This window comes from Streptomyces sp. NPDC028907 (assembly GCF_055564995.1).
Genome location: NZ_JBVHVE010000005.1, coordinates 604,512 through 630,051, shown reverse-complemented (window position 1 = coordinate 630,051; position 25,540 = coordinate 604,512). Strand labels below are relative to the sequence as shown.

Here is a 25,540-nt window from a genome sequence, read left to right as displayed (position 1 = left end):
TGGCTCACCTCCTGGGGAGCAGCGAAGAACGGTGCCATTCGTAGAATGCGGGTAGAACGACACGAAGGACGCGGAAAGCCGATATTCCACCGCGCAACGTGCCGATCCGGACGAGTTCATGTTCTGGAGCGTCCACGACCACCCGGACGGCCGCAACCGGGCGCTCGCCCGTGCGTACGGCGCTCAGGAGCGTGGCCGCCGACTCCATGTCGACAGCGATTGCGCCGGTCGCGAGCAGATCGGACCGCTCCTGACCTCGGATGATGTGATCCGAGCCGGTGAGCGGTCCGGTGTGGACGGTGCGGCCGGGAGCGGCGCGCTTGAGTTCTTTGACGAGTAGGTCGGTTCCGACGCACGGAACGGTTCCCGCCGGATCCCGGGTCTCCTCGGCGACCACCAGATCACCGGGGTGCATCCCGGGGGCGAGCCCGGCGCAGAAACCCGTGGCGAGCACGGCGGCCCCACTGAAGGCCGGGTCGGCCAGCATCCGGGTGACGGAGCGTTCCGCCGCCCGGGGTCCCATGCCCGTGCGGAGGACGGTGACCGGCCCGCCGGCCCCGCCGCGGTCACCGGCGCGCAGGGCGAGCTGCTCGATGCCGAGCGCGCAGGCGATCAGCAGCGGGGCCGGGGCGGGCTGTGGGCTCATCAGCTTCCCTTGGCCTCGGTGAGAGCCGCCTCGTCGAGAGCCGCCCCGGCCTTGTCGGCGAAGGGCTCTCCGTGGACGTACCGGCCGAGTGCGGTGAGCGGGAAGACCTGACGGTAGAGGTGGTAGTTGATCGAGAAGTCCCACGGGAAGCCGGTTCCGGTGAAGTGCGGCTCGTCCCAGGAGCCGTCCTCGCGCTGGGTGGCCGCGAGCCACTCGATGCCGCGCTCGACGGCCTTGGAGTCCTTCTCCCCCGCGGCCAGCAGCGCCATCAGCGCCCATGCGGTCTGCGAGGCGGTGGAGGCGCCCTTGCCGCTCCACTCCTTGACGTACTTGTAGGAGCGCAGGTCCTCCCCCCAGCCGCCGTCGTCGTTCTGGACGGACTCCAGCCAGGCCACGGCGCGGCGGATCGCCGGGTGCGAGCCCGGGAAACCGGCCGCCACCAGGGCGGGTACGACGGATCCGGTGCCGTAGACGTAGTTGACGCCCCAGCGTCCGAACCACGAGCCGTCCGGCTCCTGCTCGGCGAGCAGCCACTGGATGCCGCGCCGGGTGCGCGGGTCGTGGGCGAGGCCCTCGACCGCGAGCATCTCGACGACGTGCGCGGTGACGTCGGCCGACGGCGGGTCGATGACCTCGCCGAAGTCGCAGAACGGCAGCCGGTTGGGGAACGGGCTGGTGTTGTCGACGTCGAAGGCGCCCCAGGCCCCGTTCTTCGACTGCATCCCGAGGTTCCAGCGGACCCCGCGCCCGATGGCCTTCTCGACGCGCTCCGGGTCATGGTGCTTGACGCGGCGCAGCGCGAGGACGACTTCGGCGGTGTCGTCGATGTCGGGGTAGTTGTCGTTGTGGAACTCGAAAGCCCAGCCGCCGGGCGGCAGTTGGGGCCGTTTGACCGCCCAGTCGCCGGGACGGACGATCTCCTCGCCGAGCATCCAGTCGGCGGCCTTGACGAGCTGCGGATGATCGGCGGGCACACCGGCGTCCACGAGTGCGATGGTCGCGAGGCAGGTGTCCCAGACGGGCGACTGACACGCCTCGATCATTCGGGCCCCGTCCTCGCGCCAGACGGCGAAACGGTCCAGCGACGCCAACCCCTCGCGCATGACGGGGTGTTCGAGGTCGTAGCCGAGCAGGTGAAGCGCGATGATCGAGTACACCGCCGGTGGCTGGATGCCGCCCCAGCAGCCGTCGTTCTCCTGCCGCTCGATGATCCAGCGGGCGGCGCTGTGCATGGCGGCTCTGCGCAGCCTGCGCGGGGCGACCTTGCGCAGCTGGTGCAGCGCCTTGTCGAGCCGCTGGAAGGCGCCGTCCCAACTCGCCACCGGGGCAAGGGGCCTCGGCGGGTTGGGGTCGGCCGGGTCGGTGTGCAGTTCGTCGAGCGGGAAGGGCGCGGGCCGTACCGGGCGCTTCGCGGAGACGATCGTCAGCGGGACGATGGTCTGCCGGGCCCAGCAGCCGAAGTCGTAGATGTTGAGCGGCACCCACTTGGGGAAGTAGATGAGCTCCGGCGGGAGTTCCGGCAGATCCTCCCACTTCCACCAGCCGAACAGGGCCAGCCAGATCCGGGTGAAGACCCGGGAGGCGGCGATCCCGCCCCGCTCACGGATCCACGCCGACGCCCTCGCCATGTGCGGTGCGTCCGGCGCGTCGCCGGCCAGCCGGAGGGCGACGTACGCCTCGACGGTGGCGGAGAGCTCGCCCGGACCGCCGTAGAAGGTGGCCCAGGCGCCGTCCTGGCGCTGCTCACCGCGGATGAAGAGCGCGGCGGCCCGGGTGGTCTTCTCGTCGCGGATCCCCAGGAACTGGCGGAGCAGCAGGTCCTCGGCATCCATGGTGACGTTCGTCTCGAGGTCGCCCTTCCACCAGCCCTGGGCGTCCTGGCGCGTCAGCAGAAAGTCGGTGGCGCGCCGGACCGCGCGCCGGGCGGCCTCGTGCACCCCGGCCGCCACGAGGGTCTCACTGTCGGTGTCGCTGGCCGCGGCTGCCCGGGGCGGGAGAGCCCCGGTGCTTCCGTCGGTCGTCGCTGTCATGGCTTCCCCTTCGTGCAGTGCTCTGTAGTGCGTCTGCTGTGGGTCCGCCGTCGGCCGGTGCGCTGGTTCCCGCCACACCGGCCGGCGACTACGCGAGGGCTATTCGACCGATACTGATCATCTCTTTTCGCCCGTTGGTGCTCATCTCTTCCGTACGACGACGAAGTCGGCGAGCGCAGTGAACCGCGCCCGCACCCGGTCGGGCATGTCGACCGCGTCGAGCGCCTCGACGGCGACGGCGTGCTGACGACGTGCCTCGTCGGCGGTCCACTCACGGCCGCCCGCCTCCTCGATGAGGGCGGCGCGGGCCGCGAACTCCTCCTCGGAGAAGTTCTCGAAGTCGCTGCTCTTGGCGTCGGCTGCGAGCATCTCGCCGAGCCGCTCCGAGGCTGAGCCGCCCGCGGCGAGCGCGGCCACGACCGGCAGGGACTTCTTGCGCTGGCGCAGGTCGCTCCAGGTCTGCTTGCCGGTGGAGACCGGGTCGCCCCAGATGCCGAGCAGGTCGTCGACGGCCTGGAAGGCGAGGCCCAGGTGGTAGCCGTACTTCTCCAGGGTGTCGGCGGTACGGTCGTCGGCGCCGCCGAGCACCGCGCCGATGGAGCTGGCGCAGGCGAGCAGGGCGCCGGTCTTGTTGCCCTCCATCTCCAGGCACTCCTCGACGCTGACGCGGTCGCGGTGTTCGTAGGAGATGTCCTGCGCCTGACCGTCGATCAGGGCGCGGGTGGCGGTGGTCAGGCGGCGGGTGGCGCGGCCGGCCTCGACGGTGCCGAGTTCCAGCAGGACCTCGTTGGCGAGGGCGAACAGGGCGTCGCCGACGAGGATGGCCTGGGCGGGGCCGTGCACCTTCCACACCGTGTCGCGGTGGCGGCGCTGTTCGTCGCCGTCCATCAGGTCGTCGTGGAGCAGGGAGAAGTTGTGGACCAGTTCGACGGCGACGGCGCCGGGGATGCCGACCTCGGGCGAGGCGCCGGTGACCTCGGCGGAGAGCACCGCCAGGGCGGGGCGCACGGCCTTGCCGCCGTCGCCGGCCGTGGGCTTGCCGTCGGCGTCGATCCAGCCGAAGTGGTAGGCGGAAACGGTGTCCATGGGAGCGGCCAGGCGGTCGATCGCCGCCCGCAGTACCGGTGTGGCCAGGGTCCTCCCGCGCTCCAGGAGCGCGGCCACGTCCACCGCGGTCTCTCGAGCGGCCTTCTCGGCCGGGGGCACAGTGGGCACGGTCTCTCCTCTTGTTGCGGTACCGGGGGTGCGGGGGCCTGCCGCCGGGCGCTGGTTCAGCATCACGCCGCCTCCTCGACGTCGAAAAGGTGACGGGGGCGGGGCCGGCCCAGGGCGCTCAGCGCGGCTTCGGCCGCACTCACGCCGCTGCGGACCGCACTCTCCATGGTCGCGGGCCACCCAGTGGCGGTCCACGCTCCGGCCAGACAGAGGCCGGGTGCCTTGGTGCGGGCGCCGGGCCGCAGCCGCCCGACGCCGGGGATGGGGGCGAACGTCGCGGTGCGCTCCCTGGTCACGAAGAAGTCCTTCACCCGCGCACCGCGCGCCGCGGGCAACAGCCGCTCCAGCTCCGGCAGATACCGCTCGCGCAGCGCGGCGACCGGCTCGTCGATCTCGTCCTGCGCGGCCGACTGGGACAGGGCGAGGTACTGCCCGTCCCTGAGCCCGGAGGCGTCGGTCCGGTCGAACACCCACTGCACCGGGGTGCCGAGCGCCGCGAAGAACGGGCTGCTGAGCACCTTGCGGTCGTACACGACATGGACGTTGAGGATCGGCGCGGTGCCGATCTCCAGAAGTCGTTCCGGGGCGTCGAGGGCACCCTCGGGCAGCAGGTCGTACGCCTCGCGCTGGGCCACCGCGAGCACGACCGCGTCCGCGCGCAGCGTCTCGCCGGGAACCTGAACGATCCAACGCCCGTTCTCGTCAGTAGAGATGGAGGTGACGCGTGTACGGACCTCGGTGCGCACGCCCGCGGAGTCGAGCGCCTTGCGGGCCAGCCGGTCGTGCAGTTCGCCCAGCGGGACATGTGCCCATCCGATGTCGGCCGCGCCCGGGTCGGACAGCAGACCGGTCTTGAACACCATCGCGGCGAGCCCCAGTGAGGCGTCGCCCGCGACCGCGTTGAGGGTGGCGACCCCGACCAGGTCCCACAGGGCCTCGACGGCACGCGCCGACTGGCCGTGCGCGGTCAGCCAGCTGCCGAAGTCGGTTGCGTCCAGGCTCGGATCGGCGAGGTCGAGCCCCTTGAGCGCGAGCGCGGCACGCCCGACCTTCGCGCGATCGGCGAGCGACAGATGCGGATATGTCGCCAGGCTCCGGCCCAGGTGCAGGGGTACGGGCAGCGCGTCGCGCCGCAGTCTGCCGAGCCGACGGCCCTCGGGCCGCGCCAGGTCGACCACGGGTACGTCGAGACGGTCCTGAAGCGGTGCCAGCGCCGTTCCCTCGATGCGGTCGAGGAACCAGCGGTAGGCGGTGCAGCAGCGCAGATAGACGTGCTGTCCGTTGTCGACGGTCAGGTCGCCGCGCTGGAAGGAGAAGGCCAGACCACCGAGCCTCGGCCTGCCCTCGATCAGGGTGACGCGCACTCCGGCGTCGGCGAGTGCGAGCGCGGCGGTGATGCCGGCGAGCCCGCCGCCGACCACGACGGCGTCCTTCCCCGCACTGTCTCCCGGGATGTCCGCGAGCGACCCCTCGGGCCGCGTGCCGTCGGTCATCGTGCACCCTCCCCAGCGCGACCGCCGTCCCGGTACTTGAACGGTGCACGGCCGGTCGTCTCAGTCAGGGACGCGACCCGGCAGCGGAGGGTTGCCCGCCGCTTTTCGCCGGTGGCATCACCTTGGGCCGGAATGTCCATCAGGCGCGCCTCCTGATGGTACGGCTGACGGTTCGCCGGGTCACATGCCGGGCGTCCAGACCGGACAGACCGCGCACGGCGACGTACGCCTTCTCCCGCCCGGGCAGCGAGACCCGGCCGCGCAGCACGGCCTCGGGGTCGCGTTCGATGCGGTCGAGGAGGCGGAGGTAGATGCCGGCCATGGCGGCGACACAGGCGCCGCTGCGCCGGTCCAGCATGGGGAGCAGCCGGTAGCCCTCGGCGAAAAGGGCGCGGGCCCGACGCACTTCGAAGTGCACGAGGCCCGCGAAGTCGGAGCCCTCCGGTGGTGTCGGCCCGCTGAAGCCGGTGGAGCAGCCGAACTTGGCGAGGTCGTCGGAGGGCAGATAGGTGCGCCCGCCCTCGGCGTCCTCGCGGACGTCCCGCAGGATGTTGGTGAGCTGGAGGGCCAGCCCGAGCGTGTCGGCGTACTCGGGTGCGCGCTCGGCCCCGCGCGCGCCGGGTTCCGTGCCGAACACGCCGAGCGAGAGCCGTCCGATGGCGCCCGCCACACAGCGGCAGTAGACCTTCAGGTCGTCCCAGGTCTCGTAGGTCTCGCCGCGTACGTCCATCAGGACGCCGTCGATGAGCTCGTCGAGGCCGCCGAGCGGGATCGGGAAGGTGTCGGCGGCGTGGGCGAGGGCCACGGCCACGGGGTCGGTGTCGTCCTCGTCGACCTCGCGGTCACGGATCCGGCTCAGCAGCTCCCGGGTGTCCTCGAGCCTGGCGATCTTGACGTCGCCGGCAAGGGCGCCGTCGCCGATGTCGTCGACGCGGCGCGAGAACGCGTACAGCGCCGACATCGCGCGGCGCTTGGCCGTGGGCAGCAGCCTGATGCCATAGGCGAAGTTACGGGCCTGCTGCCCCGTGACGGCCTCGCAGTAGCTGTAGGCGGCGAGTACCGGTGCGGACGCGTGTGGTGCAGACTCCACGGTCCGGATCACCCCTCTCCTCGCAGAGTCACGCCCACCTCGCGCAGCAGCTGGAGCCTGCTGGCCTTCGGCGGGCCGGGAAGTACGTCGTATTCGGCGGCGGAGATCGCACGGATCGCCGCCTTTCCCCCCGCCACGAATCCCGCGAGCAGCAGCTTCAGCCTGCCGTGGACGCTACCCACCAGGGAGGTGCCTTCATTCAGGAGGGTTTGAGCGCGTTCGGCTTCGTATGCAACCAGTGCGCGCACCGATGCGCCTGCTGTTTTTGCCGCTAGGTCGGTTTCCTGGACGTGAAAGTGCTTCATGTCCGCCGCGGGCAGATAGATCCGGTCACGGCCGAGGTCCTCGGCGACGTCCTGGAGGTGCTCGACGATCTGCAGGGCCGTGCAGACCGCGTCGGAGCGGCGGATCCGCTCGGGCGTGGCGGTGCCGGTGACGGCGAGGACGAGCCTGCCGACGGGGTTGGCGGACAGTTCGCAGTAAGCAAGGAGATCGTCGTAGGTCTCGTAGCGCGTGACGAGCTGGTCCTGGCGGTTGGCGGCGATCAGGCCGAGGAAGGGCTCGGGGGTCAGCGAGCGCCGGCGCACGGTGGGCTGGAGGCGGCGCAGCAGGGGGTGGCGCGGGGTGCCGTCGAAGACGCGGCGCAGATCGGCCTCGAAGGCGTCGAGGAGCACCAGGCGGTCGTCGGCCTCCGCGGGCGACACGCCGAGCAGCCGGGCGTCGGCGCCACCGGGGGCGAGATCGCCGTCGCCGATGTCGTCGACGAGGCGGGCGAAGCCGTATACGGCCATGAGGTCGGTGCGCCAGGCCCTGGGCAGGAAGAAAGGCGCCACGGGGAAGTTCTCCGCGGCGGCCTTGTCGAGCGTGCCACGCTCGGGATCAGCTGTGCGCGCGCCGGTTCCCGTCACCGGGGGCTGCCCGGCGCGGGGACGGCACATGCTGCGTGGAGCTGGGGAGTTTCCGTAGCCATTGCCGTCACATCTCCCGTTCTACACCGCAGACCCAATGCACACTATTTCGGACACGCCGCCTGGCGTCCGCGCCGCGGCCCTGCGCGGGGGTGCCGTTCGTTATCGCCCCACTTGCCGCGTTTCGGTACCGGTACAGCTTACGTTGTACAACGGGGCCGGGCCCGTGGGGGTGTCCTGCACATCACAACAACACACCGATTGGCGTCAAGGTTCCCGAGACCAGCCGGAGTTGACGTTTCCTTTGCAGACGCGGGGCCCCGCCGGAGCAGTTCCGGCGGGGCCCTGCGAAGCGTCCTGGGCCGCACGGCCCATGTCCGGGTGGACTACTTGCCCGTGAACTTCTCGTACTCCTTGAGGACCTCGTCCGTCGGTCCGTCCATGCGCAGCTCGCCGCGTTCCAGCCACAGGACGCGGTTGCAGGTGTCGCGGATCGACTTGTTGTTGTGACTGACGAGGAACACCGTGCCGGCTTCCTTGCGCAGCTCACGGATGCGGTCCTCGGAGCGCTTCTGGAACTTGCGGTCGCCGGTGGCCAGCGCCTCGTCGATCATGAGGACGTCGTGGTCCTTGGCGGCGGCGATGGAGAAGCGCAGGCGGGCCGCCATGCCGGAGGAGTAGGTGCGCATGGGGAGGGTGATGAAGTCGCCCTTCTCGTTGATGCCGGAGAAGTCGACGATCTCCTGGTAGCGCTCCTTGATCTGCTCGCGGGACATGCCCATGGCGAGCCCGCCCAATATGACGTTCCGCTCGCCCGTGAGGTCGTTCATCAGGGCCGCGTTCACACCGAGCAGCGAGGGCTGGCCGTCGGTGTAGACCTTGCCCTTCTCCGCCGGGAGCAGGCCGGCGATGGCACGCAGCAGCGTGGACTTGCCGGAGCCGTTGGAGCCGATCAGGCCGATGGCCTCGCCCCGGTAGGCGACGAAGGAGACACCCCGGACGGCGTGCACCTTGCGCACGCCCCGCTCCTCGCCGCGCTTGAGGATGCGGCTCAGGGCGGCGGTGGCGCTGCCCTTGCCGGTCTTGGCGCCGTTGACGCGGTAGACGATGTGCAGCTCGTCCGCGATGACGGTGGGGATGCGCTCCGCGTCCTGCTCGGGGTCAGCCACGGCCGTACCTCTCTTCCGCCTTCCAGAAGTAGACGAAGCCGGCTCCGCCCGCCAGCACCGCCCAGCCCAGCGCGAAGGCCCACACGTGCGCGGGCAGGAACGAGGAATCGTATCCGTCGATCATCGCGAAACGGACCAGGTCCATATAGATCGCCGCGGGGTTCCACTGCAGGACGTCGGTGATCCAGCCCGGCCAGTTCTTGTCCGCGAGCATCGCCGGGATGCTGAACATCACGCCGGACGCGTACATCCAGCTACGCAGGAGGAACGGCATCAGCTGGGCCAGGTCGGGCGTCTTGCTGCCCATGCGGGCGAAGATCAGAGCGAGCCCCGAGTTGAAGACGAACTGCAGCGTCAGCGCGGGCACGACGAGCAGCCAGGACAGGTCGGGGAAGCTGCCGAAGGCCATCATGATCACGACGAGCACGCCCATGGAGTAGAGCAGCTGCTGGAGCTGCTGGAGCGCGAACGACAGCGGCAGCGAGGCCCGGGGGAAGTGCAGTGCGCGTACCAGGCCCAGGTTGCCCGAGATGGCACGCACACCCGCGAGCACCGAGCTCTGGGTGAACGTGAAGACGAACACGCCGGTCACCAGGAACGGCACGTAGATGTCGCCCGGGATGCCCTCCCGGGCGCCCAGCAGCATGCCGAAGATGAAGAAGTACACGGCCGCGTTCAGCAGCGGGGTGGCCACCTGCCAGAGCTGGCCGAGCTTCGCCTGGCTGTACTGGGCGGTCAGCTTCGCCCGCGAGAACGCGAGGATGAAGTGCCGCCGGTCCCAGAGCTGGCGGACGTACTCGAACAGCGAGGGGCGGGCGCCGCTCACGGTCAGCCCGTGCTTGGCGGCCAGCTGGGCCGCCGTGAGTCCCTCGTCGGGCGACGGAGGCGCGCTCACCGCGACTCCGCCGTCGTGCGTTGTCTCACTCACCAGTGGAAACTTTCGTCTTCGAGATGCGCAGCCTGTGCGGGCTTGGCATGAACCTGGGGCCCGGATGGGGCCCGGGGGCTCTTCAGGACCGAGCTTGTCAGATGACGGGAGGTCGGCCCAGTCGAGTCAGCCGCCACACCGTACGCCACTTCATGGGCCGGCGGGGACCGCACGAGGTGGTCCACCCTTCCCGGAATCCGCCGAACCATGCCTTGAGGGCGGGGCGGGACGGGCGGCGGAGGAGGGTCAGCAGCATCCACACGCCCAGATAGACCGGGACGAGCGGGGCCGGAAGGTTTCGCCGGGCCAGCCAGACGCGGTTGCGGGCGACCATGCGGTGGTAGACCGCGTGCCGCGAGGGCGCGGTCGTCGGGTGGTACAGCACCATGTCGGACCGGTAGTCGATCAGCCAGCCCGCGTCGAGGGCCCGCCATGCCAGGTCGGTTTCCTCATGGGCGTAGAAGAATGCGTCCGGCAGCCCGCCGACTTCGGCGAAGACCTGGGTCCGGACGGCGTTGGCGCCACCCAGGAACGTGGTGACCCGCGAGGAACGCATCGGGTCGGAGGCCCGCAGCCGGGGCACATGGCGGCGCTGGGTGACTCCGGTCTCCGGGTCGGCGATGCGGAAGCTGACGATCCCGAGCTTCGGGTCGGCCTCGAAGGCCTCGCGGCACAGCTCGGCGGTGTCGTGGTGGGCGAGCAGGCCGTCGTCGTCGAGGAAGAGCAGGATGTCGACGTCACGACCGCTGGGCCCGAAGGCCTCGATGCCGACGTTACGGCCACCGGGGATGCCGAGGTTCTCGGGCAGTTCGATGGTGCGCACGCCCTCGGGGACGTCCGGCACCGGGGAGCCGTTGCCGACCACGACGACCTCGACGCGGTCGCCGTCCTGCTTGGCGACCGAGTCGAGGAGGGCACGCAGTTCGTCGGGGCGGTTGCCCATCGTGATGATGACCGCGCCGACCTTCATCCCGTTCACTTCAGCCTGCTGGAGGCGAGGATGGACACGAGGTGCAGCAGGGTCTGCAGCAGCGCGATGCCGGCGAGTACGGCGACGCCGAGCCGGGAGAAGAACAGGTCGCCGCGGGCCTGGTCGGCGATCGCGAGGACCACGATCAGCAGCGAGGCCTCGATGCCGAGAATCAGACGGTGGAACTTGAGCATGGCGGCGGCCCTGCGGGCCAGGGCCATGCCGGAGGAGCGCATCTCGGACGCCGCCTCCTGGACCGGGGGCTTGCCGGCCTGGTGGCGGGCGACGCCGACCAGGTCGGTCTCGGCCTTGATCAGGATCGCACCGAGCGCGGCCAGCGTGCCGAGGAAGGCCCACAACCAGTCGATACGGCCGCTGCCCCACAGGTCGGCGGCGCGCAGCCCGAAGCCGACGAGCACGGCGGCGTCGGTGAGATAGGCGCCGACGCGGTCGAGGTAGACGCCGTTCAGCGAGTACTGCTTCTTCCAGCGGGCGATCTCGCCGTCGACGCAGTCCAGCAGCAGATACATCTGGACGCACACCACGCCCAGCACGGCGCCCGGGATCCCCGGCACCAGAAGGGCCGGGGCCGCGAGCACACCGAAAACGGTCATCAGGTACGTGAGCTGGTTGGGCGTGACCCTGGTGTTCACCAGGTAGCGGTCGACCCGCAGGGACACCTCACGCATGTAGAGGCGTCCCATCCAGTGCTCACCGCTGCGCCGGTCCTTGACCCCTGCGGGGTGGACGACCGGACGGAGTTCAGCTACCGATGGCCTTGACATAGTCGGCGTAGATGTCCTTGATCTGGTCGGTTGTCAGGTCGAGGTGTTCGAGGATCGTGTAGCGGCCGGGCCGGGTCTGCGGAGCGAACTCCACCGCGCGGACGAACTCGTCGTCCGTGAAGCCGATCTCCCTGGGCAGTACCGGCAGCCCGTGCCGACGCAGCACCTCGGCCATGAAGGCCGACTCCTCGTGCGCCCCGCGCAGGTACATGGCGAAAGCCGCACCCAGTCCGCACTGCTCGCCGTGGGCGGCGGCACGCTTGGGGAACAGCAGGTCGAAGGCGTGGTTGATCTCGTGGCAGGCGCCGGAGGACGGACGGGAGTCGCCCGACACCGACATGGCGATACCGCTGAGCACCAGCGCCTCGGCGAGCACCTGGAGGAAGCCGGTGTCCCCTATACCTCCGGGGTGCCGGAGCACCGCCTCACCGGCCTGGCGGGCGATGGCGGCGGCGAGGCCGTCGATCTTCTCGCCGTTGACGCGGTTGGCGAGCTCCCAGTCCGCGATCGCCGAGATATTGGAGATCGCGTCGCCGATGCCGGCCCGTACGAAGCGGGCCGGGGCCTCGTGGATGATGTCGAGGTCGATGACGACGGCGATCGGGTTCGGCACGCCGTACGAGCCGCGGCCCGCGTCGTTGTCGAGGGTGGCGACCGGCGAGCACAGGCCGTCGTGCGCGAGGTTCGTCGGTACGGCGACCAGGGGCAGGCCGACGCGTGCCGCGGCGAACTTGGCGCAGTCGATGATCTTCCCGCCGCCGAGGCCGACGACGGCGTCGTAGTGGCCGGCCTTTATGTCACTGGCCAGCCGCACCGCGTCGTCGAGCGTGCCGCCGCCGACCTCGTACCAGCTGGCGCCGGGCAGCACGGGAGCGAGCCGCTCCCTCAGCCGGGCACCGGAACCGTTGCTGACCGCGACGGCCAGCTTGCCGGAGTGCGAGATGCGCTCGTCGGCGAGCACACCGCCCAGGTCGTCGAGGGCGCCCGCGCGGATGTCGACGACGACGGGCGAGGGGATCAGCCGGGTCAGTACAGGCATGCGATCTCCCGTCCGCGAGCGAGATCGTCGTGGTTGTCGATCTCCACCCACTTGACGTCGCCGATCGGCGCCACGTCGATGCGGAAGCCGCGGTCCACCAGCTCCTGGTAGCCGTGCTCGTAGAACTGCTGCGGGTCGGTCTCCCAGACCGCCTTCAGGGCGTCGGCCAGCTCGGGGGCGGCGTCTCCCTCGATGAGGGTGACGCCGATGTACTCGCCGGTGGCCTCGGCGGGATCCATCAGCTTGGTGATCTTCGTCATGCCCTTCTCGGGGTCGACGACGACCTTCATCTCCTCGTCGGCCAGGCTCTTCACCGTGTCCAGCGCGAGGATGATCTTCTTGCCGTCGCCGCGGGCGGCGAGCAGCGTCTTCTCGACGGAGACCGGGTGCACGGTGTCGCCGTTGGCGAGGATCACGCCGTCCTTGAGGGCGTCACGGCCGCACCACAGGGAGTAGGCGTTGTTCCACTCCTCGGCCTTGTCGTTGTCGATGAGGGTGAGCTTGAGGCCGTACTTCGCCTCCAGCGCCTCCTTGCGCGCGTACACGGCCTCCTTGCGGTAGCCGACGATGATCGCGACCTCGGTCAGACCGATCTCGGCGAAGTTCCCGAGGGTCAGATCGAGAACCGTGGGTTCCCCCTCTATACCCGCGGGCCCCACTGGCACCAGAGCCTTCGGAAGGCTGTCTGTGTAGGGGCGCAGACGCCGTCCGGCGCCGGCCGCCAGCACGAGGCCGATCATGCGGGTTCTCCTTCATCGTGTACGGCGGGCGCCCCGGAGGACACCCAGAAGCGGATGCTCTCGACGAGCACCACCAGGGCCACGGCCACGGCGATCACCGTGAACGCGACCGTGAACTGTGAGGCGGAGAGCACCGCGGCGAGGACGGTGACGAGCAGCGTCCGTCCTTCGTGCCCCCCGATGGCGCGCACCAGCCAGGCCGGGGGCGCTCCGGCGTTGCCGCGGATGCGGTACACCGTGTCGTAGTGATGGTAGGCGACGGCCCCCACCAGCCCGAAAGCCGCAGGAAGGGCTCCGTTCACGTCCGCTTTGACCGCGAGGACGAGGACGGTGCCGTACTCGGCGGCGCGGAAGACCGGGGGGACCAGCCAGTCGAGGGCGCCCTTGAGGGGCAGGGCGACGGCGGCGGCCGAGGTGAGCACGTAGAGGACGGCTGCCGCGACCGGCAACGCGCTGCCGTACGGCTCCAGTGCCGCCGCGAGGACCAGCAGGGCCGCGCCGGGCAGGGCGACGAGGACGCGGGCGCCGAACGGCGGCTTGGCGGGCAGCTTGCGCAGCGCTCGTGCCAACGCCTCGGCGAGCGGCCCGCTGTCCGCCAGGTCCGCCAGCGCCTGCGCCGCCCGGTCCGTCCGCCGGGCCTTGCGGGTCAGCGAGCGCAGTACGCGGCCCGCCGTGGTGTACGTCGCGGCGAAGGCGCAGCCGATGAGCAGCGCGTAGAAGGTGATCCGAGGGGTGGTGACCGCCGTGAGCACCGCGATCATCGCCCAGCGCTCGCCGATCGGCAGAACGATCATCCGGCGCACCCACACCGTCCAGCCGACGCTGTCGAGCTTGTCGGAGAGGGCCGCGGTGGGGCTGGTGTTGGCGGTGGCGTCGTGGTTGGCCTCGTTGAAGGAGAAGTCCACGACGTGCCGGCAGGTCTGGAGGACCATCGCGCCGAGGGCGAGGGCCCAGACGTCGTCGCCGCCCCGGGCCGCGCCGAGGGCGAGGCCGGCGTAGTAGGCGTACTCCTTGGCCCGGTCGAAGGTGGCGTCCAGCCAGGCGCCGAGCGTGGAGTACTGCAGGGAGTAGCGGGCGAGCTGGCCGTCGGTGCAGTCCAGGACGAACGAGAAGATCAGCAGGAGCCCGGCCGCGACGAACCCGCCCCGGGTGCCGGTGGCCGCGCAGCCCGCCGCGATGAGCGCGGTGATCAGGGAGGCGGTGGTGACCTGGTTGGGGGTCAGGCCACGGCGGGCGCACCAGCGGGCGATGTAGCGGGAGTAGGGGCTGACGCAATAGGTCGTGAAGAAGCCGTCACGGGACTTCACGGCCGACTTCAGGCGTACGGCCTCGTCGTCGACGGTCAGGACGGCCTGCCGTGCCTCGTTGCGGGCCTGCGGGTCGGCCGGGACGGCGGCGACCAGGCTGCCGAGCTCGGGGCGGTGGACGTCGGTGCCCTCGTCGTCGAGCGCGGTGACGATGCGGTCGGCGAGGTTGTCGACCGCCACGGCCGTGCCGCCGCCCGCGGAGTTCTCGCGCGCCATCGCGCGGGTCAGGGCGTGGCGGCCGGCCGGCTGGGCCGTCACGGCGCCGGGGATCGCGGCGAGCGGGAAGCGGGGGTCGGTCAGGCCGAGGCGCAGCGCGTGCTGGTGGCCGACGAAGCGGGCGTCGACGACGGCGACCCGCTGGTCGCCGGGTACCTGGGCGAGGAGCGTCTCGGCGTCGGCGGCGTCGGATGCGACCCGCACGTCATAGCCGAGGGACCGCAGATCGCCCTCGATCGACGATCCGGGGACCGGCTGACCGGTGAGGATGGCGGTCGACAACCGAACTCACTCCCTGGGGGCCGGCGTGTCCGCGCCGGTCATGTACGTGGGTGGCGGCGCCCGTTGGCGGTGGCGGCCGGGCGGCGTGTCGGCAGAGGCTATCGGATGGATGGAAGCCGACGTTCACCACCCGTTTGACGGAGCGATCAACGCGGTTTGCCCAGCGCATTGCCGCGATCATCATCGGGGATCCGGGGCTCCGCCCACAAACTCGTACTGACAGACGAGACATCGGGGACATTGGTTCCACCGTCGGCACCCCGGCATAGGGTGGGCGACCATGACATGGCTGATCACAGGCGGAGCCGGATACATCGGAGCACATGTGGCGCGGGCCATGACCGACGCCGGGGAGCGGGTCCTCGTACTGGACGACCTCTCGGCCGGGCGGCCCGCTCGGCTCCCCGCTCATGTTCCCCTCGTCGAGGGCTCGTCGCTCGACGGTGACCTGCTGAAGCGGGTGTTCGCCGAGCACACGGTGACCGGTGTGGTGCATCTCGCGGCGCGCAAGCAGGTCGGCGAGTCCGTGGCGGAGCCGACGCGCTACTACCGGGAGAACGTGGGCGGTCTGGCCACGCTCCTGGAAGCGGTCGCCGAGGCGGGGATCAAGCGGTTCCTGTTCTCGTCGTCCGCCGCGGTCTACGGCAACCCGGATGTGGATCTCATCACGGAGGACACCCCGTGCGCGCCGGTGAACCCGTACGGCGAGACCAAGCTCGCCGGGGAGTGGCTGGTGCGGGCGGCGGGCCAGGCATACGGGATCTCCACCGTCTGCCTGCGCTACTTCAACGTCGCGGGCGCCGCCTCGCCCGAGCTGGCCGACACCGGCGTCTTCAACATCGTCCCCATGGTCTTCGACCGGCTGACCCGCGACGAGGCCCCGCGGATCTTCGGCGACGACTATCCGACGCCGGACGGCACCTGCGTGCGTGACTACATCCATGTCGCCGACCTCGCCGAGGCGCACCTGGCGGCGGCCCGGCGGTTGACGGCACCCGACGCGAGCGGCGATCTGACCGTCAACATCGGCCGCGGCGAGGGCGTCTCCGTACGCGAGCTGATCACCGTCATCGGCGAGGTCACCGGCGACGCGCGCCCCGCCGTCGTCGAGGCCCGGCGCCCCGGCGACGCCCCGCGCGCGGTCGCCTCGGCCGCACTCGCCGCCGGGAAGCTCGGCTGGACGGCCCGGCGCGGGGTACGCGAGATGGTCGAGTCGGCATGGCAGGGGTGGCTGCTGCACCACGGCGGCCGGCCGGGCAACTGATCATGCAGGGCCCTGACCTGCGGCTCGTTTCCGCAGGTCAGGGCACATGACAACGGTGTTCAGTGCCGCGTTGCCCGATACCCCCCGCCCGTAGTTCACTGTGATCCCGGACGGACATTGCGATCGTCGGACAGATCACGGAAGGGCGGCTTCCCATGGGGGCTGGGCACGATCACGGGCACGGGCACGGGCCGACCAGCGGTACGGCCGCTGCCGCCTACCGCGGGAGACTGCGGGTGGCGCTGGCGATCACGCTCGGCGTCATGGTGGTCCAGATCGTCGGCGGTGTGGCCGCGGACTCGCTCGCCCTGGTCGCGGACGCCGCGCACATGGCGACGGACGCGGTCGGTCTGGGCATGGCCCTGCTCGCCATCCACTTCGCGAACCTCCCGCCGAGCACGACCCGCACCTTCGGCTACGCCCGCGCCGAGATCCTCGCCGCCCTCGCCAACTGCCTGCTCCTGCTCGGCGTCGGCGGCTATGTCCTGTACGAGGCGATCCAGCGGTTCTTCACGCCCGCCGACACCGAGGGCGGCCTGATGATCGTGTTCGGTGCGATCGGTCTGGTCGCGAACATGATCTCGCTGACGCTGCTGATGCGCGGCCAGAAGGAGAGCCTGAACGTGCGCGGGGCGTTCCTGGAGGTGGCCGCGGACACGCTGGGCTCGCTCACGGTGCTGGTCTCGGCGGCGGTGATCCTGGCCACCAGCTGGCAGGCCGCCGACCCGATCGCCTCGCTGGTGATCGGCGTGATGATCGTGCCGCGCACCCTCAAGCTGCTGCGCGAGACCCTCGACGTACTGCTGGAGTCGGCCCCCAAGGACGTCGACATGAACGAGGTGCGGGCCCACATACTCGCCCTGGACGGCGTCGAGGACGTCCACGATCTGCACGCCTGGACGATCACCTCCGGCATGCCCGTGCTGTCCGCCCATGTGGTGGTGCGCTCCGACGTCCTGAACGCGATCGGCCACGAGAAGATGCTGCACGAGCTCCAGGGGTGCCTCGGTGACCACTTCGACGTGGAGCACTGCACCTTCCAGCTGGAGCCGGTCGGACACGCGGAGCACGAGGCCCGGCTCTGCCACTGAAACAACCGTACGGTCCGACAAGACGTCAGTACGGACGGAATGCAGCGATCCGGTGGTCGGTCGCGTCCTCATGCCCACAGCGCCGCTTCGAGCGGTTCCGTACCCGCCGCGCCGGGCACGATCAACTGCCGGGAGTGTCGGATTCGTACGGCACACTTGGGGCGCAAGACCGAGGCGAAGGATGGGTATGCCGATCACACCTGCCACCACGACGCACCGTGCGTCGAACGGCACCGCGGACGCGATTTTGCTGGAACTGGTCGACGAGAACGGTGTGACGATCGGCACCGCGGAGAAGCTCGCCGCCCATCAGCCTCCCGGTCAGCTGCACCGCGCCTTCTCCGTGTTCCTCTTCGACGAGCACGGCCGGCTGCTCCTCCAGCAGCGGGCGCTGGGCAAGTACCACTCCCCCGGCGTCTGGTCCAACACCTGCTGCGGCCACCCCTACCCCGGTGAGGCACCCTTCGCGGCCGCGGCCCGCCGGACGTACGAGGAGCTCGGCGTCTCCCCGTCCCTGCTCGCCGAGGCGGGCACGGTCCGCTACAACCACCCGGACCCGGACTCGGGCCTGGTGGAGCAGGAGTACAACCACCTCTTCGTCGGCCTGGTGCAGTCGCCGCTGCGGCCGGACCCCGAGGAGGTCGGCGACACGGCCTTCGTGACGCCCGCCGAGCTGGCGGAGCGCCACGCGAAGGACACCTTCTCGTCCTGGTTCATGACCGTCCTCGACGCGGCCCGCCCCGCGGTCAGGGAGCTGACGGGCCCGTCGGCCGGCTGGTGACGAGGACCGCGGGGGCCTGGGGGGTGTTTCGAAAGTCCCGCACAGCACCCCCTAGGGCACACGCACGGGTTTGAGCGGGACGGCGGCCCAGATCACCTTGCCGCCGCTCGCCGTGTGCTCGACGTCGCACACGCCGCCCGCCTCCCGCGTGACCTCGCGGACCAGGAGCAGCCCGCGGCCGCCGGTCCGGCCGTGGTCGGCCTCCAGGGCGGTCGGACGGTAGGGGTGGTTGTCCTCCACCGAGACCCGTAGCCACTCGGCGCCGACAGCGACCTCCACGGCGAGCGTCGGCGACAGCAGCGCCGCGTGCCGGACGGCGTTCGTGACCAGTTCCGACACGATCAGCAGCACTCCCTGCACCAGATCGTCCGGTACCGGCACGCCCTGGCGGTACAGCAGGTCCCGCACGGCGTGCCGGGCCTGCGGGACCGAGGCGTCGACGGCTGGGGCGGTGAACCGCCAGACGCCCTCGTACGGCAGTGGATGCGGCGGCCGCTGGACGAGCGACTCGTCCGCGCCACCTCCTGGGCGTGGGCCGGACCCGCGCCCGTGGTTCTCCATCGTCCGGTCGCCACCCTCGCGCTCGATTGTCACCACACGTAGAGTGTTGGTAACGCGCAGGTCCAGACCGAAGAACTGAACACAAGTCAGCGGGTATCGAGCGTTTCTGACCGTTGGCGTATGACCCGGTCAGTTGTGGGACCGCTCCGGCGCCGCTTGTGCCGACTTCACGAACTATTCGGGTTGTACGGGTTTGCCGCCACCGCCGTCCGGCCCGTCCCGACCGTCACTCTCGGTGATCAGCTGCTCGGAGACCATGCTGACGACCCGGCGTCCACCGTAGCCGGTCGCGATCAGGCCGAGTCCGTCGAAGAGGAGGACGAGGGAGAACAGCGTCCCGATGATGTACCGGCTGCTGGGCCAGGCACTCAGTACCAGGATGCCGAGGGACAGGTCGAAGGCGCCCTGCAACAGGGTCCAGCCCATCTGCGGACCGCGCACCACGAGGCTGCCGACCAGCCGGAACAGCCCGCCCGTGAGGAACAACAGGGCGGCGAACATGGCCAGCGCCTCGGCCGCCGCCTCCGGCCTGCGGATCACGACCGCGCCGGCCGCGATGTTCAGTGCCGCGACCACCACGCCCAGCCAGAAGAAGTTGGTGCCGCGCGCCTGGACCGCGTGCCCCAGACCGACGACCCCGCCGATCAGCAGCAGCCAGCCGAACAGCAGCATCGAGGTCAGCGTGGCGAACGCGGTGTAGAGCAGCCCGACCAGTCCGCCGACGACCAGCAGTACGCCGAGGACGCCGAGCCAGCTGAAGCCGCGCCGGAGTTTCGCCGCCTCGCCCGTGGGTTGGGTGGACCTCGTCATGAGTGCCTCCCGGATCGGTCTGCTCCCGTGTACCCAGTTCCGCCCCTGGCTCGTCAACGATCACAGGGCCCTTCCTGACCGGCCGTTCGAGGTCGCCGGATAGCATCCGGCCCATGGAGCCCCAGCTGTTGCACAGCGTCACCGATTCGGTCGCCACCGTCGTGATCCACCATCCGGCCAAGCGCAACGCGATGACGGCCGCGATGTGGCGGGCGCTGCCGCCGCTGCTCGGCACGCTGGCCGCCGATCCGGCCGTACGGGCGCTGGTGCTGACCGGCGAGGGCGGGACGTTCTGCGCGGGCGCCGACATCTCCACGCTCCAGGGGTCGCCCCAGGAGGCGCAGGGGCTGGCCGTGGCGGCCGAGGAGGCGCTGGCCGCCTTCCCGAAGCCCACGCTGGCGGCGATCCGGGGGCACTGTGTGGGTGGCGGGTCCCAGCTGGCGGCGGCGTGCGATCTGCGGTTCGCCGAGGAGGGGGCGCGGTTCGGGGTGACGCCGGCCAAGCTCGGGATCGTCTATCCGGCCTCCTCCACCCGGCGGTTGGCGTCGCTGGTGGGGCCGTCCGCCACCAAGTACCTCCTCTTCTCGGGTGAGTTGATCGACGCGGGGCGCGCGTCGCGCACGGGCCTGGTGGACGAGGTGCTGCCCGAGGGCGAACTCGGCAAGCGCGTGGCGGAGTTCACCCGGATCCTGGTGTCGCGTTCCCAGCTGACGCAGGCCGCGGCGAAGGAGTTCGCGGACGGTCGCACCGACCGCGACGAGCACTGGGCGCAGCAGGCACGCGGAAGCGGCGACACCGCGGAGGGCGTCGCCGCGTTCCTGGAGCGCAGGCAGCCGCACTTCACCTGGAACGTTCCTACGTCAGGCTGAAGCGGCTGTTGGTGCGGAACTCCTCGACGAGGTGCGCGGGCGCCTTCTGCGGGGAGCCGGCGTCGTAGGGCGGCTGAGGGTCGTACTCGGTCAACAGCTGGACGGCCTGGGCGTGTTCGTCACCGGCGATCTTCCCGACCAGGGTCAGTCCCATGTCGATGCCGGAGGAGACTCCGGCCGCGGTGATGTACTTGCCGTCCGGCACGACCCGCTCGCCCGTGGGCTCGGCGCCGTACTGCGGCAGGAAGTCGAGGGTGAGCCAGTGCGAGGTGGCACGGCGCCCCTCCAGGAGTCCTGCGGCCCCGAGGAGCAGCGAGCCGCTGCACACGGAGGTCGTCCAGGTGCTGGTGGCGTCGGCGGTCCTGAGCCACTCCAGGAGGGCCTCGTTCTCGACCTCGGCGAAGGTTCCCGGCCCGCCCGGCACCACGATCACATCCGGGTGCGGCACGTCGGCGAGCGCCTTGTCGGCCGTGAGGGCGAGGAATCCCGTGTCGGCGCGCACGGGCCCCGCCGTCCCGGCGACGAAGTCGACCCGGACGTCCGGGAGGCGGCTCAACGCCTCGTAGGGGCCCACGATGTCGAGGGCGGTGAAGCGGTCGTAGAGAACCATGGCGATCTGCACGGTGCTTCCTTTCGGCAGGGTCTCAGTGGGTGGGTGCGGGGTGGAACCGGCGGCGGTACTCGGCGGGGGCCGCCCCGAGGGCCTTGACGAAGGCGCGCCGCATCGCCTCCGGGGTGCCGTAGCCGCTGGCCCGGGAGATCTCCTCGACGCCGTCCGTGGTGTCCTCCAGCAGGCGGCGGGCATGTTCGAGACGGACCCGGTCCACGTACCGGCCGGGCGTCATGCCGGTCTCGGCCTGGAAGGCGCGGGCGAAGTGACGCGGGGAGAGGCTGGCGCGGGCCGCGAGCGCCTCGACGCTCAGATCGGTGTCGGGGTGCTCGGTGATCCAGCGCTGGACGTCGCGCAGGGGTTCGCGCCGGGCGGTCTGGGCGGCCAACTGGGCGCTGAACTGGGCCTGGTTACCGGGGCGGCGCAGGAACACCACCAGGTGTCGTGCGATGCCGAGGGCCACGTCCCGGCCCAGGTCCTCCTCGACCAGGGCGAGCGCCAGGTCGATGCCGGAGGTGACGCCGGCGGAGGTGGCCACATGCCCGTCACGCACGAAGATGGGGTCCGGGTCGACCTGCACCTCGGGATGGTCCCGGGCGAGCTTGTCGCAGTACGCCCAGTGGGTCGTGGCACGGCGACCGTCCAGCAGACCCGCCCCCGCGAGCAGGATCGCGCCGGTGCAGACGGAGACCAGACGCTCGGCACGAGGGCCGTGCGCACGCAGCCAGTCGACCAGCTCGGGCCGAGGCCCGCGCGTGCCTTCGCCGCCCGGTACGAGGAGCGTGTGCGGGTCGGACACGTCGGCGAGGGATTCGTCCGGTACGACGGTCAGGCCGCTGGACGCGCGGACGGGGCCGCCGTCCAAGGAGGCCGTGCGGATGCGGTAGGTGCCCGGCCGGTGCTTCTCGGCCCCCGCGAAGACCTCCAGGGGGCCGGTGAGGTCGAGGCTCTGTACACCGTCGAAGAGAACGAAGAGAACGGTTCGCTGCGCCATGCCATCGATTCTTCGGGGCCGACGCCATGACCACAATGACGGGCTCCCCACCTTTCCTGCCATGAGCGCGCACGGACCCGGGGAACGTACCAAGCGGTTGGTAACCTCCCGCTCATGACTACTGCCGCCCTGGAGCCGCGAGCCGGCCGCCGCTGCCACAACATGCTCAACTCCCTGCACTCGACGTCCTACTTCGCCCCCGAGCTGGGCAAGGAGCTGGGCGCCCTCGGGATCACGCACCCCAGGGCCGTCAACTTCGCGGTGCGGGCGGCCGCGCTGGGGCCGGTGGGGGCGGGGGCGGTGACGGCGGCGTTCTACAACTACAAGCACGACCTGGTGGCCCGGCATGTCCCCGCGGTCTGGGCGATCGCCTCGCCCGAGGACGTCCTGGCGGCACGCGCGCGTGCGGTCGACGCCGCGCTGCGGCGGCTGCTGGGCGAGGACGCCGTGACGTCCCCGGAGATGACGGAGGCCGCCGGGCTCGCACTGCGCGCGGCCGAGGCGTGTTCCCGCAGCGCGCGGCCGCTGTACTCCGCCCATGCGGATCTGCCGGTGCCCGAGGAGGCGCACCTGGCGTATTTCCACGCCACGACGCTGCTGCGCGAGCACCGGGGTGACGGGCATCTCGCCGTACTGATGTCGGCCGGGCTCGACGGGCTGGAGGCGGTCGTCACCCACACGGCGACCGGCAAGGGCATGACGCCGAAGTGGGTGTTCACCACGCGTGGCTGGGCCCAGGAGGACTGGGACGCGGCGTCCGACCGGCTGCGTGTGCGTGGCCTCCTGGACGAGGCGGGCGAGCTGACGTCGGAGGGGGTCACGCTGCGGGAGCGGATCGAATCCGAGACGGACCGGCTCGACCGGGCGCCGTACGAGCACCTCGGGGCGGAGAGGGTCGGGCGGCTGACGGAACTCGGCGCCGGGTTCGCACGAGCGGCGGTGGCAGCGGGCGCCTTCCCCTCGGACCTCCTGGGCAGGGCCTGAACGGCCTCGTCCGCAAACTTCCTCAGAGGGGCCCCAGACGGGCTGAGACGTCAGCGACCGCATAGCCCGCCCATGTCGCGGTACCCGGTCCTCAACCTGAGGAAGGAGTAGTCACGTGTTCCGTGCCATCGCAGACGTGCTCCGGCAGATAGGCGGGGCCATCGCCACCGTCGTGACGTTGCCGTTCCGGGCTCTGGCCCGGCTCTTCGGAGGTGCATCGAGCAGTACACGCAGTCGTAGGGCTTGATTCCGACCCGCCGCGACGGGCCGCGTCGCCGCCCTGATCCCCGGTTGTCGGTGCCACCTGCCACAATTGCCGCGCAACCTCAGTGAGAAGGCGGGACGGGATCGTGACGACACCCCTCGTAGGGTCCATCGAAGGCAGGATCGCCGCGGAGCTCGGCGTACGAGAGCGGCAGGTGAAGGCTGCCGTGGAGCTGCTCGACGGCGGTTCGACGGTGCCCTTCATCGCCCGCTACCGCAAGGAAGCGACCGAGATGCTCGACGACGCGCAGCTGCGCACGATCGAGGAGCGGCTGCGCTACCTGCGGGAGCTGGAGGAGCGGCGGACGGCGATCCTGGAGTCGGTGCGCGAGCAGGGCAAGCTCACCGACGAGCTGGAGGCCCAGATCCGCGGCGCCGAGACGAAGGCGCGGCTCGAGGACATCTATCTGCCGTACAAACCCAAGCGCAGGACAAAGGCACAGATCGCCCGCGAGGCAGGACTGGAGCCGCTCGCCGAGGGTCTGCTCGGCGACCCGACCGTCGAGCCCCTCGCCGCCGCCGCGGCCTTCGTCGACGCCGACAAGGGCGTGGCCGACCCGCAGGCCGCACTGGACGGCGCCCGGGCGATCCTCACGGAGCGGTTCTCGGAGGACGCCGACCTGATCGGCGAGCTGCGTGAGCGCATGTGGGTGCGCGGCCGGCTGGTCGCGAAGGTGCGGGAGGGCAAGGAGGAGGCGGGCGCGAAGTTCGCCGACTACTTCGACTTCGCCGAGCCGTTCACCGAACTCCCCTCGCACCGCGTCCTGGCGATGCTCCGCGGCGAGAAGGAGGAGGTCCTCGACCTCGTCCTGGAGCCGGAGGAGCCGACGGAGGGACCTTCGTCGTACGAGGGGATCGTCGCCGGGAAGTTCGGGATCGCCGACCGCGGCCGTGCCGCAGACAAGTGGCTGAAGGACACCGTCCGCTGGGCCTGGCGCACCCGCATCCTCGTCCACCTCGGCATCGACCTGCGCCTGCGCCTGCGCACGGCCGCCGAGGACGAGGCCGTGGGCGTGTTCGCGGCGAACCTACGCGATCTGCTGCTCGCCGCCCCGGCCGGCACACGCGCGACGCTGGGCCTGGACCCCGGCTTCCGTACGGGCGTCAAGGTCGCCGTGGTCGACGCGACCGGCAAGGTGGTGGCCACCGACGTCATCCACCCGCACGTCCCGGCCAACAGGTGGGACGAGGCCATCGCCAAGCTGGCCCGCCTGTCGAAGGAGCACGCGGTCGACCTGATCGCGATCGGCAACGGCACGGCGTCCCGTGAGACCGACAAGCTCGCCGGTGAACTCATTTCCAAGCACCCGGAGTTGAAGCTCACCAAGGTGATGGTGTCCGAGGCGGGCGCCTCCGTGTACTCGGCCTCGGCCTTCGCCTCGCAGGAACTGCCCGACATGGACGTGTCGCTGCGCGGCGCGGTGTCCATCGCGCGCCGCCTCCAGGACCCGCTGGCCGAGCTGGTGAAGATCGACCCGAAGTCGATCGGCGTCGGCCAGTACCAGCACGACCTGTCCGAGGTGAAGCTGTCGCGCTCGCTGGACGCGGTGGTCGAGGACTGTGTGAACGGCGTCGGTGTGGACGTCAACACCGCCTCAGCCCCCCTGCTCGCGCGGGTCTCCGGCATCACCTCCGGCCTCGCCGAGAACATCGTGTCCCACCGGGACGCCAACGGCCCGTTCACCTCCCGCTCGCAGCTGAAGAACGTGGCGCGGCTCGGCCCGAAGGCGTACGAGCAGTGCGCGGGCTTCCTGCGGATCCGCGGCGGCGACGACCCGTTGGACGCGTCCAGCGTGCACCCCGAGGCCTACCCCGTCGTCCGGCGCATGGTGAAGACGTCCGGTCAGGAGGTGGCCGCGCTCATCGGCAACACGGGCGTGCTGCGGTCGCTGAAGGCGAACGACTTCGTGGACGAGACGTTCGGTCTGCCGACCGTGACCGACATCCTCAAGGAGCTGGAGAAGCCCGGGCGCGACCCGCGTCCCGCCTTCAAGACGGCCACCTTCAAGGAGGGCGTCGAGAAGATCTCGGACCTGGTGTCCGGGATGGTCCTGGAGGGCGTTGTGACGAACGTGGCCGCCTTCGGGGCGTTCATCGACGTCGGTGTCCACCAGGACGGTCTGGCGCACGTCTCCGCGCTGTCCAAGACGTTCGTCAAGGATCCGCGGGACGTGGTCAAGCCCGGTGACATCGTCAAGGTGAAGGTCCTCGACGTCGACATTCCGCGCAAGCGGATCTCCCTCACGCTGCGGCTCGACGACGAGGCGTCGGCGCAGGGCCAGCAGGGCGGGGGCGGCGGCGAACGCCGGCAGCGCGGCGGACGCCCGCCGCAGCAGCGCCAGGGGCGCGGCGGTGGCGGGGGCGGCGGCTCGCGTCAGGCGGCGCCTCCGGCGAACAGCGCCATGGCCGACGCGCTGCGCCGCGCGGGTCTGCTCGACCCCAAGAAGGGCAAGCGCTGAGACGACACACGGGCCCGGGCTCTTTGCAACGACAG

At 70.9% G+C, this 25,540-nt stretch carries 25 protein-coding genes; 7 read left to right on the top strand and 18 right to left on the bottom strand.

Annotation, left to right across the window (positions count from 1 at the left end):
• Positions 1 to 4 precede the first annotated feature (4 nt).
• The 14 genes from ACZ4UU_RS18815 to ACZ4UU_RS18750 form a co-directional block, all read right to left on the bottom strand.
• Positions 5 to 646 (bottom strand): 5'-methylthioadenosine/S-adenosylhomocysteine nucleosidase family protein, encoded by a 642-nt coding sequence (locus tag ACZ4UU_RS18815; protein ID WP_468041061.1) that lies wholly within the window; start codon positions 644 to 646, stop codon positions 5 to 7.
• Complete coding sequence (gene shc, locus ACZ4UU_RS18810) at positions 646 to 2,676, bottom strand: squalene--hopene cyclase (protein WP_468041060.1); 2,031 nt, start codon at positions 2,674 to 2,676, stop codon at positions 646 to 648. Before shc ends, ACZ4UU_RS18815 begins: the two co-directional genes overlap by 1 nt.
• Positions 2,677 to 2,817: 141 nt before the next feature.
• Positions 2,818 to 3,891, bottom strand: coding sequence for a polyprenyl synthetase family protein (locus ACZ4UU_RS18805; RefSeq protein WP_468041058.1), 1,074 nt, complete (start codon positions 3,889 to 3,891; stop codon positions 2,818 to 2,820).
• 62 nt (positions 3,892 to 3,953) lie between these two features.
• Positions 3,954 to 5,384, bottom strand: coding sequence for a hydroxysqualene dehydroxylase HpnE (gene hpnE / locus ACZ4UU_RS18800; protein WP_468041057.1), 1,431 nt, complete (start codon positions 5,382 to 5,384; stop codon positions 3,954 to 3,956).
• A complete protein-coding gene (locus ACZ4UU_RS18795) occupies positions 5,381 to 5,524 on the bottom strand; it encodes a DUF6380 family protein (RefSeq protein WP_468041055.1) in 144 nt (47 codons plus the stop codon). The genes hpnE and ACZ4UU_RS18795 overlap by 4 nt, the downstream gene beginning before the upstream one ends.
• Positions 5,524 to 6,486, bottom strand: coding sequence for a presqualene diphosphate synthase HpnD (gene hpnD / locus ACZ4UU_RS18790; protein ID WP_468041054.1), 963 nt, complete (start codon positions 6,484 to 6,486; stop codon positions 5,524 to 5,526). Before hpnD ends, ACZ4UU_RS18795 begins: the two co-directional genes overlap by 1 nt.
• Complete coding sequence (hpnC, locus tag ACZ4UU_RS18785; protein ID WP_468041053.1) at positions 6,483 to 7,382, bottom strand: squalene synthase HpnC; 900 nt, start codon at positions 7,380 to 7,382, stop codon at positions 6,483 to 6,485. The genes hpnD and hpnC overlap by 4 nt, the downstream gene beginning before the upstream one ends.
• Before the next feature lie 386 nt (positions 7,383 to 7,768).
• Complete coding sequence (locus ACZ4UU_RS18780) at positions 7,769 to 8,551, bottom strand: ABC transporter ATP-binding protein (protein WP_468041052.1); 783 nt, start codon at positions 8,549 to 8,551, stop codon at positions 7,769 to 7,771.
• Positions 8,544 to 9,479 (bottom strand): ABC transporter permease, encoded by a 936-nt coding sequence (locus ACZ4UU_RS18775; protein ID WP_468041050.1) that lies wholly within the window; start codon positions 9,477 to 9,479, stop codon positions 8,544 to 8,546. Before ACZ4UU_RS18775 ends, ACZ4UU_RS18780 begins: the two co-directional genes overlap by 8 nt.
• A 97-nt stretch (positions 9,480 to 9,576) precedes the next feature.
• Entirely contained in the window at positions 9,577 to 10,449 is an 873-nt protein-coding gene (locus ACZ4UU_RS18770; protein WP_468041145.1) for a glycosyltransferase family 2 protein, read from the bottom strand.
• 5 nt (positions 10,450 to 10,454) lie between these two features.
• Complete coding sequence (locus tag ACZ4UU_RS18765; protein WP_468041048.1) at positions 10,455 to 11,234, bottom strand: CDP-alcohol phosphatidyltransferase family protein; 780 nt, start codon at positions 11,232 to 11,234, stop codon at positions 10,455 to 10,457.
• The gene (locus ACZ4UU_RS18760; RefSeq protein WP_468041046.1) at positions 11,212 to 12,273 is read right to left on the bottom strand and encodes an iron-containing alcohol dehydrogenase family protein; all 1,062 of its coding nucleotides are present in this window, start codon (positions 12,271 to 12,273) and stop codon (positions 11,212 to 11,214) included. Before ACZ4UU_RS18760 ends, ACZ4UU_RS18765 begins: the two co-directional genes overlap by 23 nt.
• Entirely contained in the window at positions 12,261 to 13,013 is a 753-nt protein-coding gene (locus tag ACZ4UU_RS18755; protein WP_468041045.1) for a phosphocholine cytidylyltransferase family protein, read from the bottom strand. Before ACZ4UU_RS18755 ends, ACZ4UU_RS18760 begins: the two co-directional genes overlap by 13 nt.
• Complete coding sequence (locus tag ACZ4UU_RS18750; protein WP_468041043.1) at positions 13,010 to 14,818, bottom strand: DUF5941 domain-containing protein; 1,809 nt, start codon at positions 14,816 to 14,818, stop codon at positions 13,010 to 13,012. Before ACZ4UU_RS18750 ends, ACZ4UU_RS18755 begins: the two co-directional genes overlap by 4 nt.
• A gap of 280 nt (positions 14,819 to 15,098) precedes the next feature.
• On the opposite strand from ACZ4UU_RS18750, the gene galE reads away from it, so the two are divergent.
• The 3 genes from galE (at position 15,099) to idi (ending at position 17,954) form a co-directional block, all read left to right on the top strand.
• The gene (galE, locus tag ACZ4UU_RS18745) at positions 15,099 to 16,082 is read left to right on the top strand and encodes a UDP-glucose 4-epimerase GalE (RefSeq protein ID WP_468041042.1); all 984 of its coding nucleotides are present in this window, start codon (positions 15,099 to 15,101) and stop codon (positions 16,080 to 16,082) included.
• A 155-nt stretch (positions 16,083 to 16,237) separates the two neighbouring features.
• Positions 16,238 to 17,173: a cation diffusion facilitator family transporter gene (locus ACZ4UU_RS18740; RefSeq protein ID WP_468041041.1), complete on the top strand. Its 936-nt coding sequence runs from the start codon at positions 16,238 to 16,240 to the stop codon at positions 17,171 to 17,173.
• Positions 17,174 to 17,360: 187 nt separating this feature from the next.
• Complete coding sequence (gene idi, locus ACZ4UU_RS18735) at positions 17,361 to 17,954, top strand: isopentenyl-diphosphate Delta-isomerase (RefSeq protein WP_468041039.1); 594 nt, start codon at positions 17,361 to 17,363, stop codon at positions 17,952 to 17,954.
• Between the two features lie 51 nt (positions 17,955 to 18,005).
• Here idi and ACZ4UU_RS18730 read toward each other — a convergent pair whose 3' ends face one another.
• Positions 18,006 to 18,515 (bottom strand): ATP-binding protein, encoded by a 510-nt coding sequence (locus ACZ4UU_RS18730; protein WP_062716275.1) that lies wholly within the window; start codon positions 18,513 to 18,515, stop codon positions 18,006 to 18,008.
• Between the two features lie 174 nt (positions 18,516 to 18,689).
• Positions 18,690 to 19,325: an HdeD family acid-resistance protein gene (locus ACZ4UU_RS18725; RefSeq protein WP_468041038.1), complete on the bottom strand. Its 636-nt coding sequence runs from the start codon at positions 19,323 to 19,325 to the stop codon at positions 18,690 to 18,692.
• Between the two features lie 113 nt (positions 19,326 to 19,438).
• Here ACZ4UU_RS18725 and ACZ4UU_RS18720 point away from each other — a divergent pair, with 113 nt between their 5' ends.
• A complete protein-coding gene (locus ACZ4UU_RS18720) occupies positions 19,439 to 20,194 on the top strand; it encodes an enoyl-CoA hydratase/isomerase family protein (RefSeq protein ID WP_468041037.1) in 756 nt (251 codons plus the stop codon).
• On the opposite strand, the gene ACZ4UU_RS18715 is transcribed toward ACZ4UU_RS18720, so the two are convergent.
• Together ACZ4UU_RS18715 and ACZ4UU_RS18710 are read right to left on the bottom strand one after the other, a co-directional pair.
• Positions 20,181 to 20,816, bottom strand: a complete 636-nt coding sequence (locus ACZ4UU_RS18715) for a DJ-1/PfpI family protein (RefSeq protein WP_468041035.1) — start codon at positions 20,814 to 20,816, stop codon at positions 20,181 to 20,183. The genes ACZ4UU_RS18720 and ACZ4UU_RS18715 overlap by 14 nt on opposite strands.
• A gap of 22 nt (positions 20,817 to 20,838) precedes the next feature.
• Entirely contained in the window at positions 20,839 to 21,798 is a 960-nt protein-coding gene (locus ACZ4UU_RS18710) for a GlxA family transcriptional regulator (RefSeq protein ID WP_468041033.1), read from the bottom strand.
• A 114-nt stretch (positions 21,799 to 21,912) separates the two neighbouring features.
• On the opposite strand from ACZ4UU_RS18710, the gene ACZ4UU_RS18705 reads away from it, so the two are divergent.
• The 3 genes from ACZ4UU_RS18705 (at position 21,913) to ACZ4UU_RS18695 (ending at position 25,505) form a co-directional block, all read left to right on the top strand.
• A complete protein-coding gene (locus ACZ4UU_RS18705) occupies positions 21,913 to 22,782 on the top strand; it encodes an SCO6745 family protein (RefSeq protein WP_468041032.1) in 870 nt (289 codons plus the stop codon).
• Positions 22,783 to 22,897: 115 nt separating this feature from the next.
• Positions 22,898 to 23,029: an LPFR motif small protein gene (locus tag ACZ4UU_RS18700; RefSeq protein ID WP_252100478.1), complete on the top strand. Its 132-nt coding sequence runs from the start codon at positions 22,898 to 22,900 to the stop codon at positions 23,027 to 23,029.
• A gap of 103 nt (positions 23,030 to 23,132) precedes the next feature.
• Positions 23,133 to 25,505: a Tex family protein gene (locus ACZ4UU_RS18695; protein ID WP_468041030.1), complete on the top strand. Its 2,373-nt coding sequence runs from the start codon at positions 23,133 to 23,135 to the stop codon at positions 25,503 to 25,505.
• Positions 25,506 to 25,540: the final 35 nt, after the last annotated feature.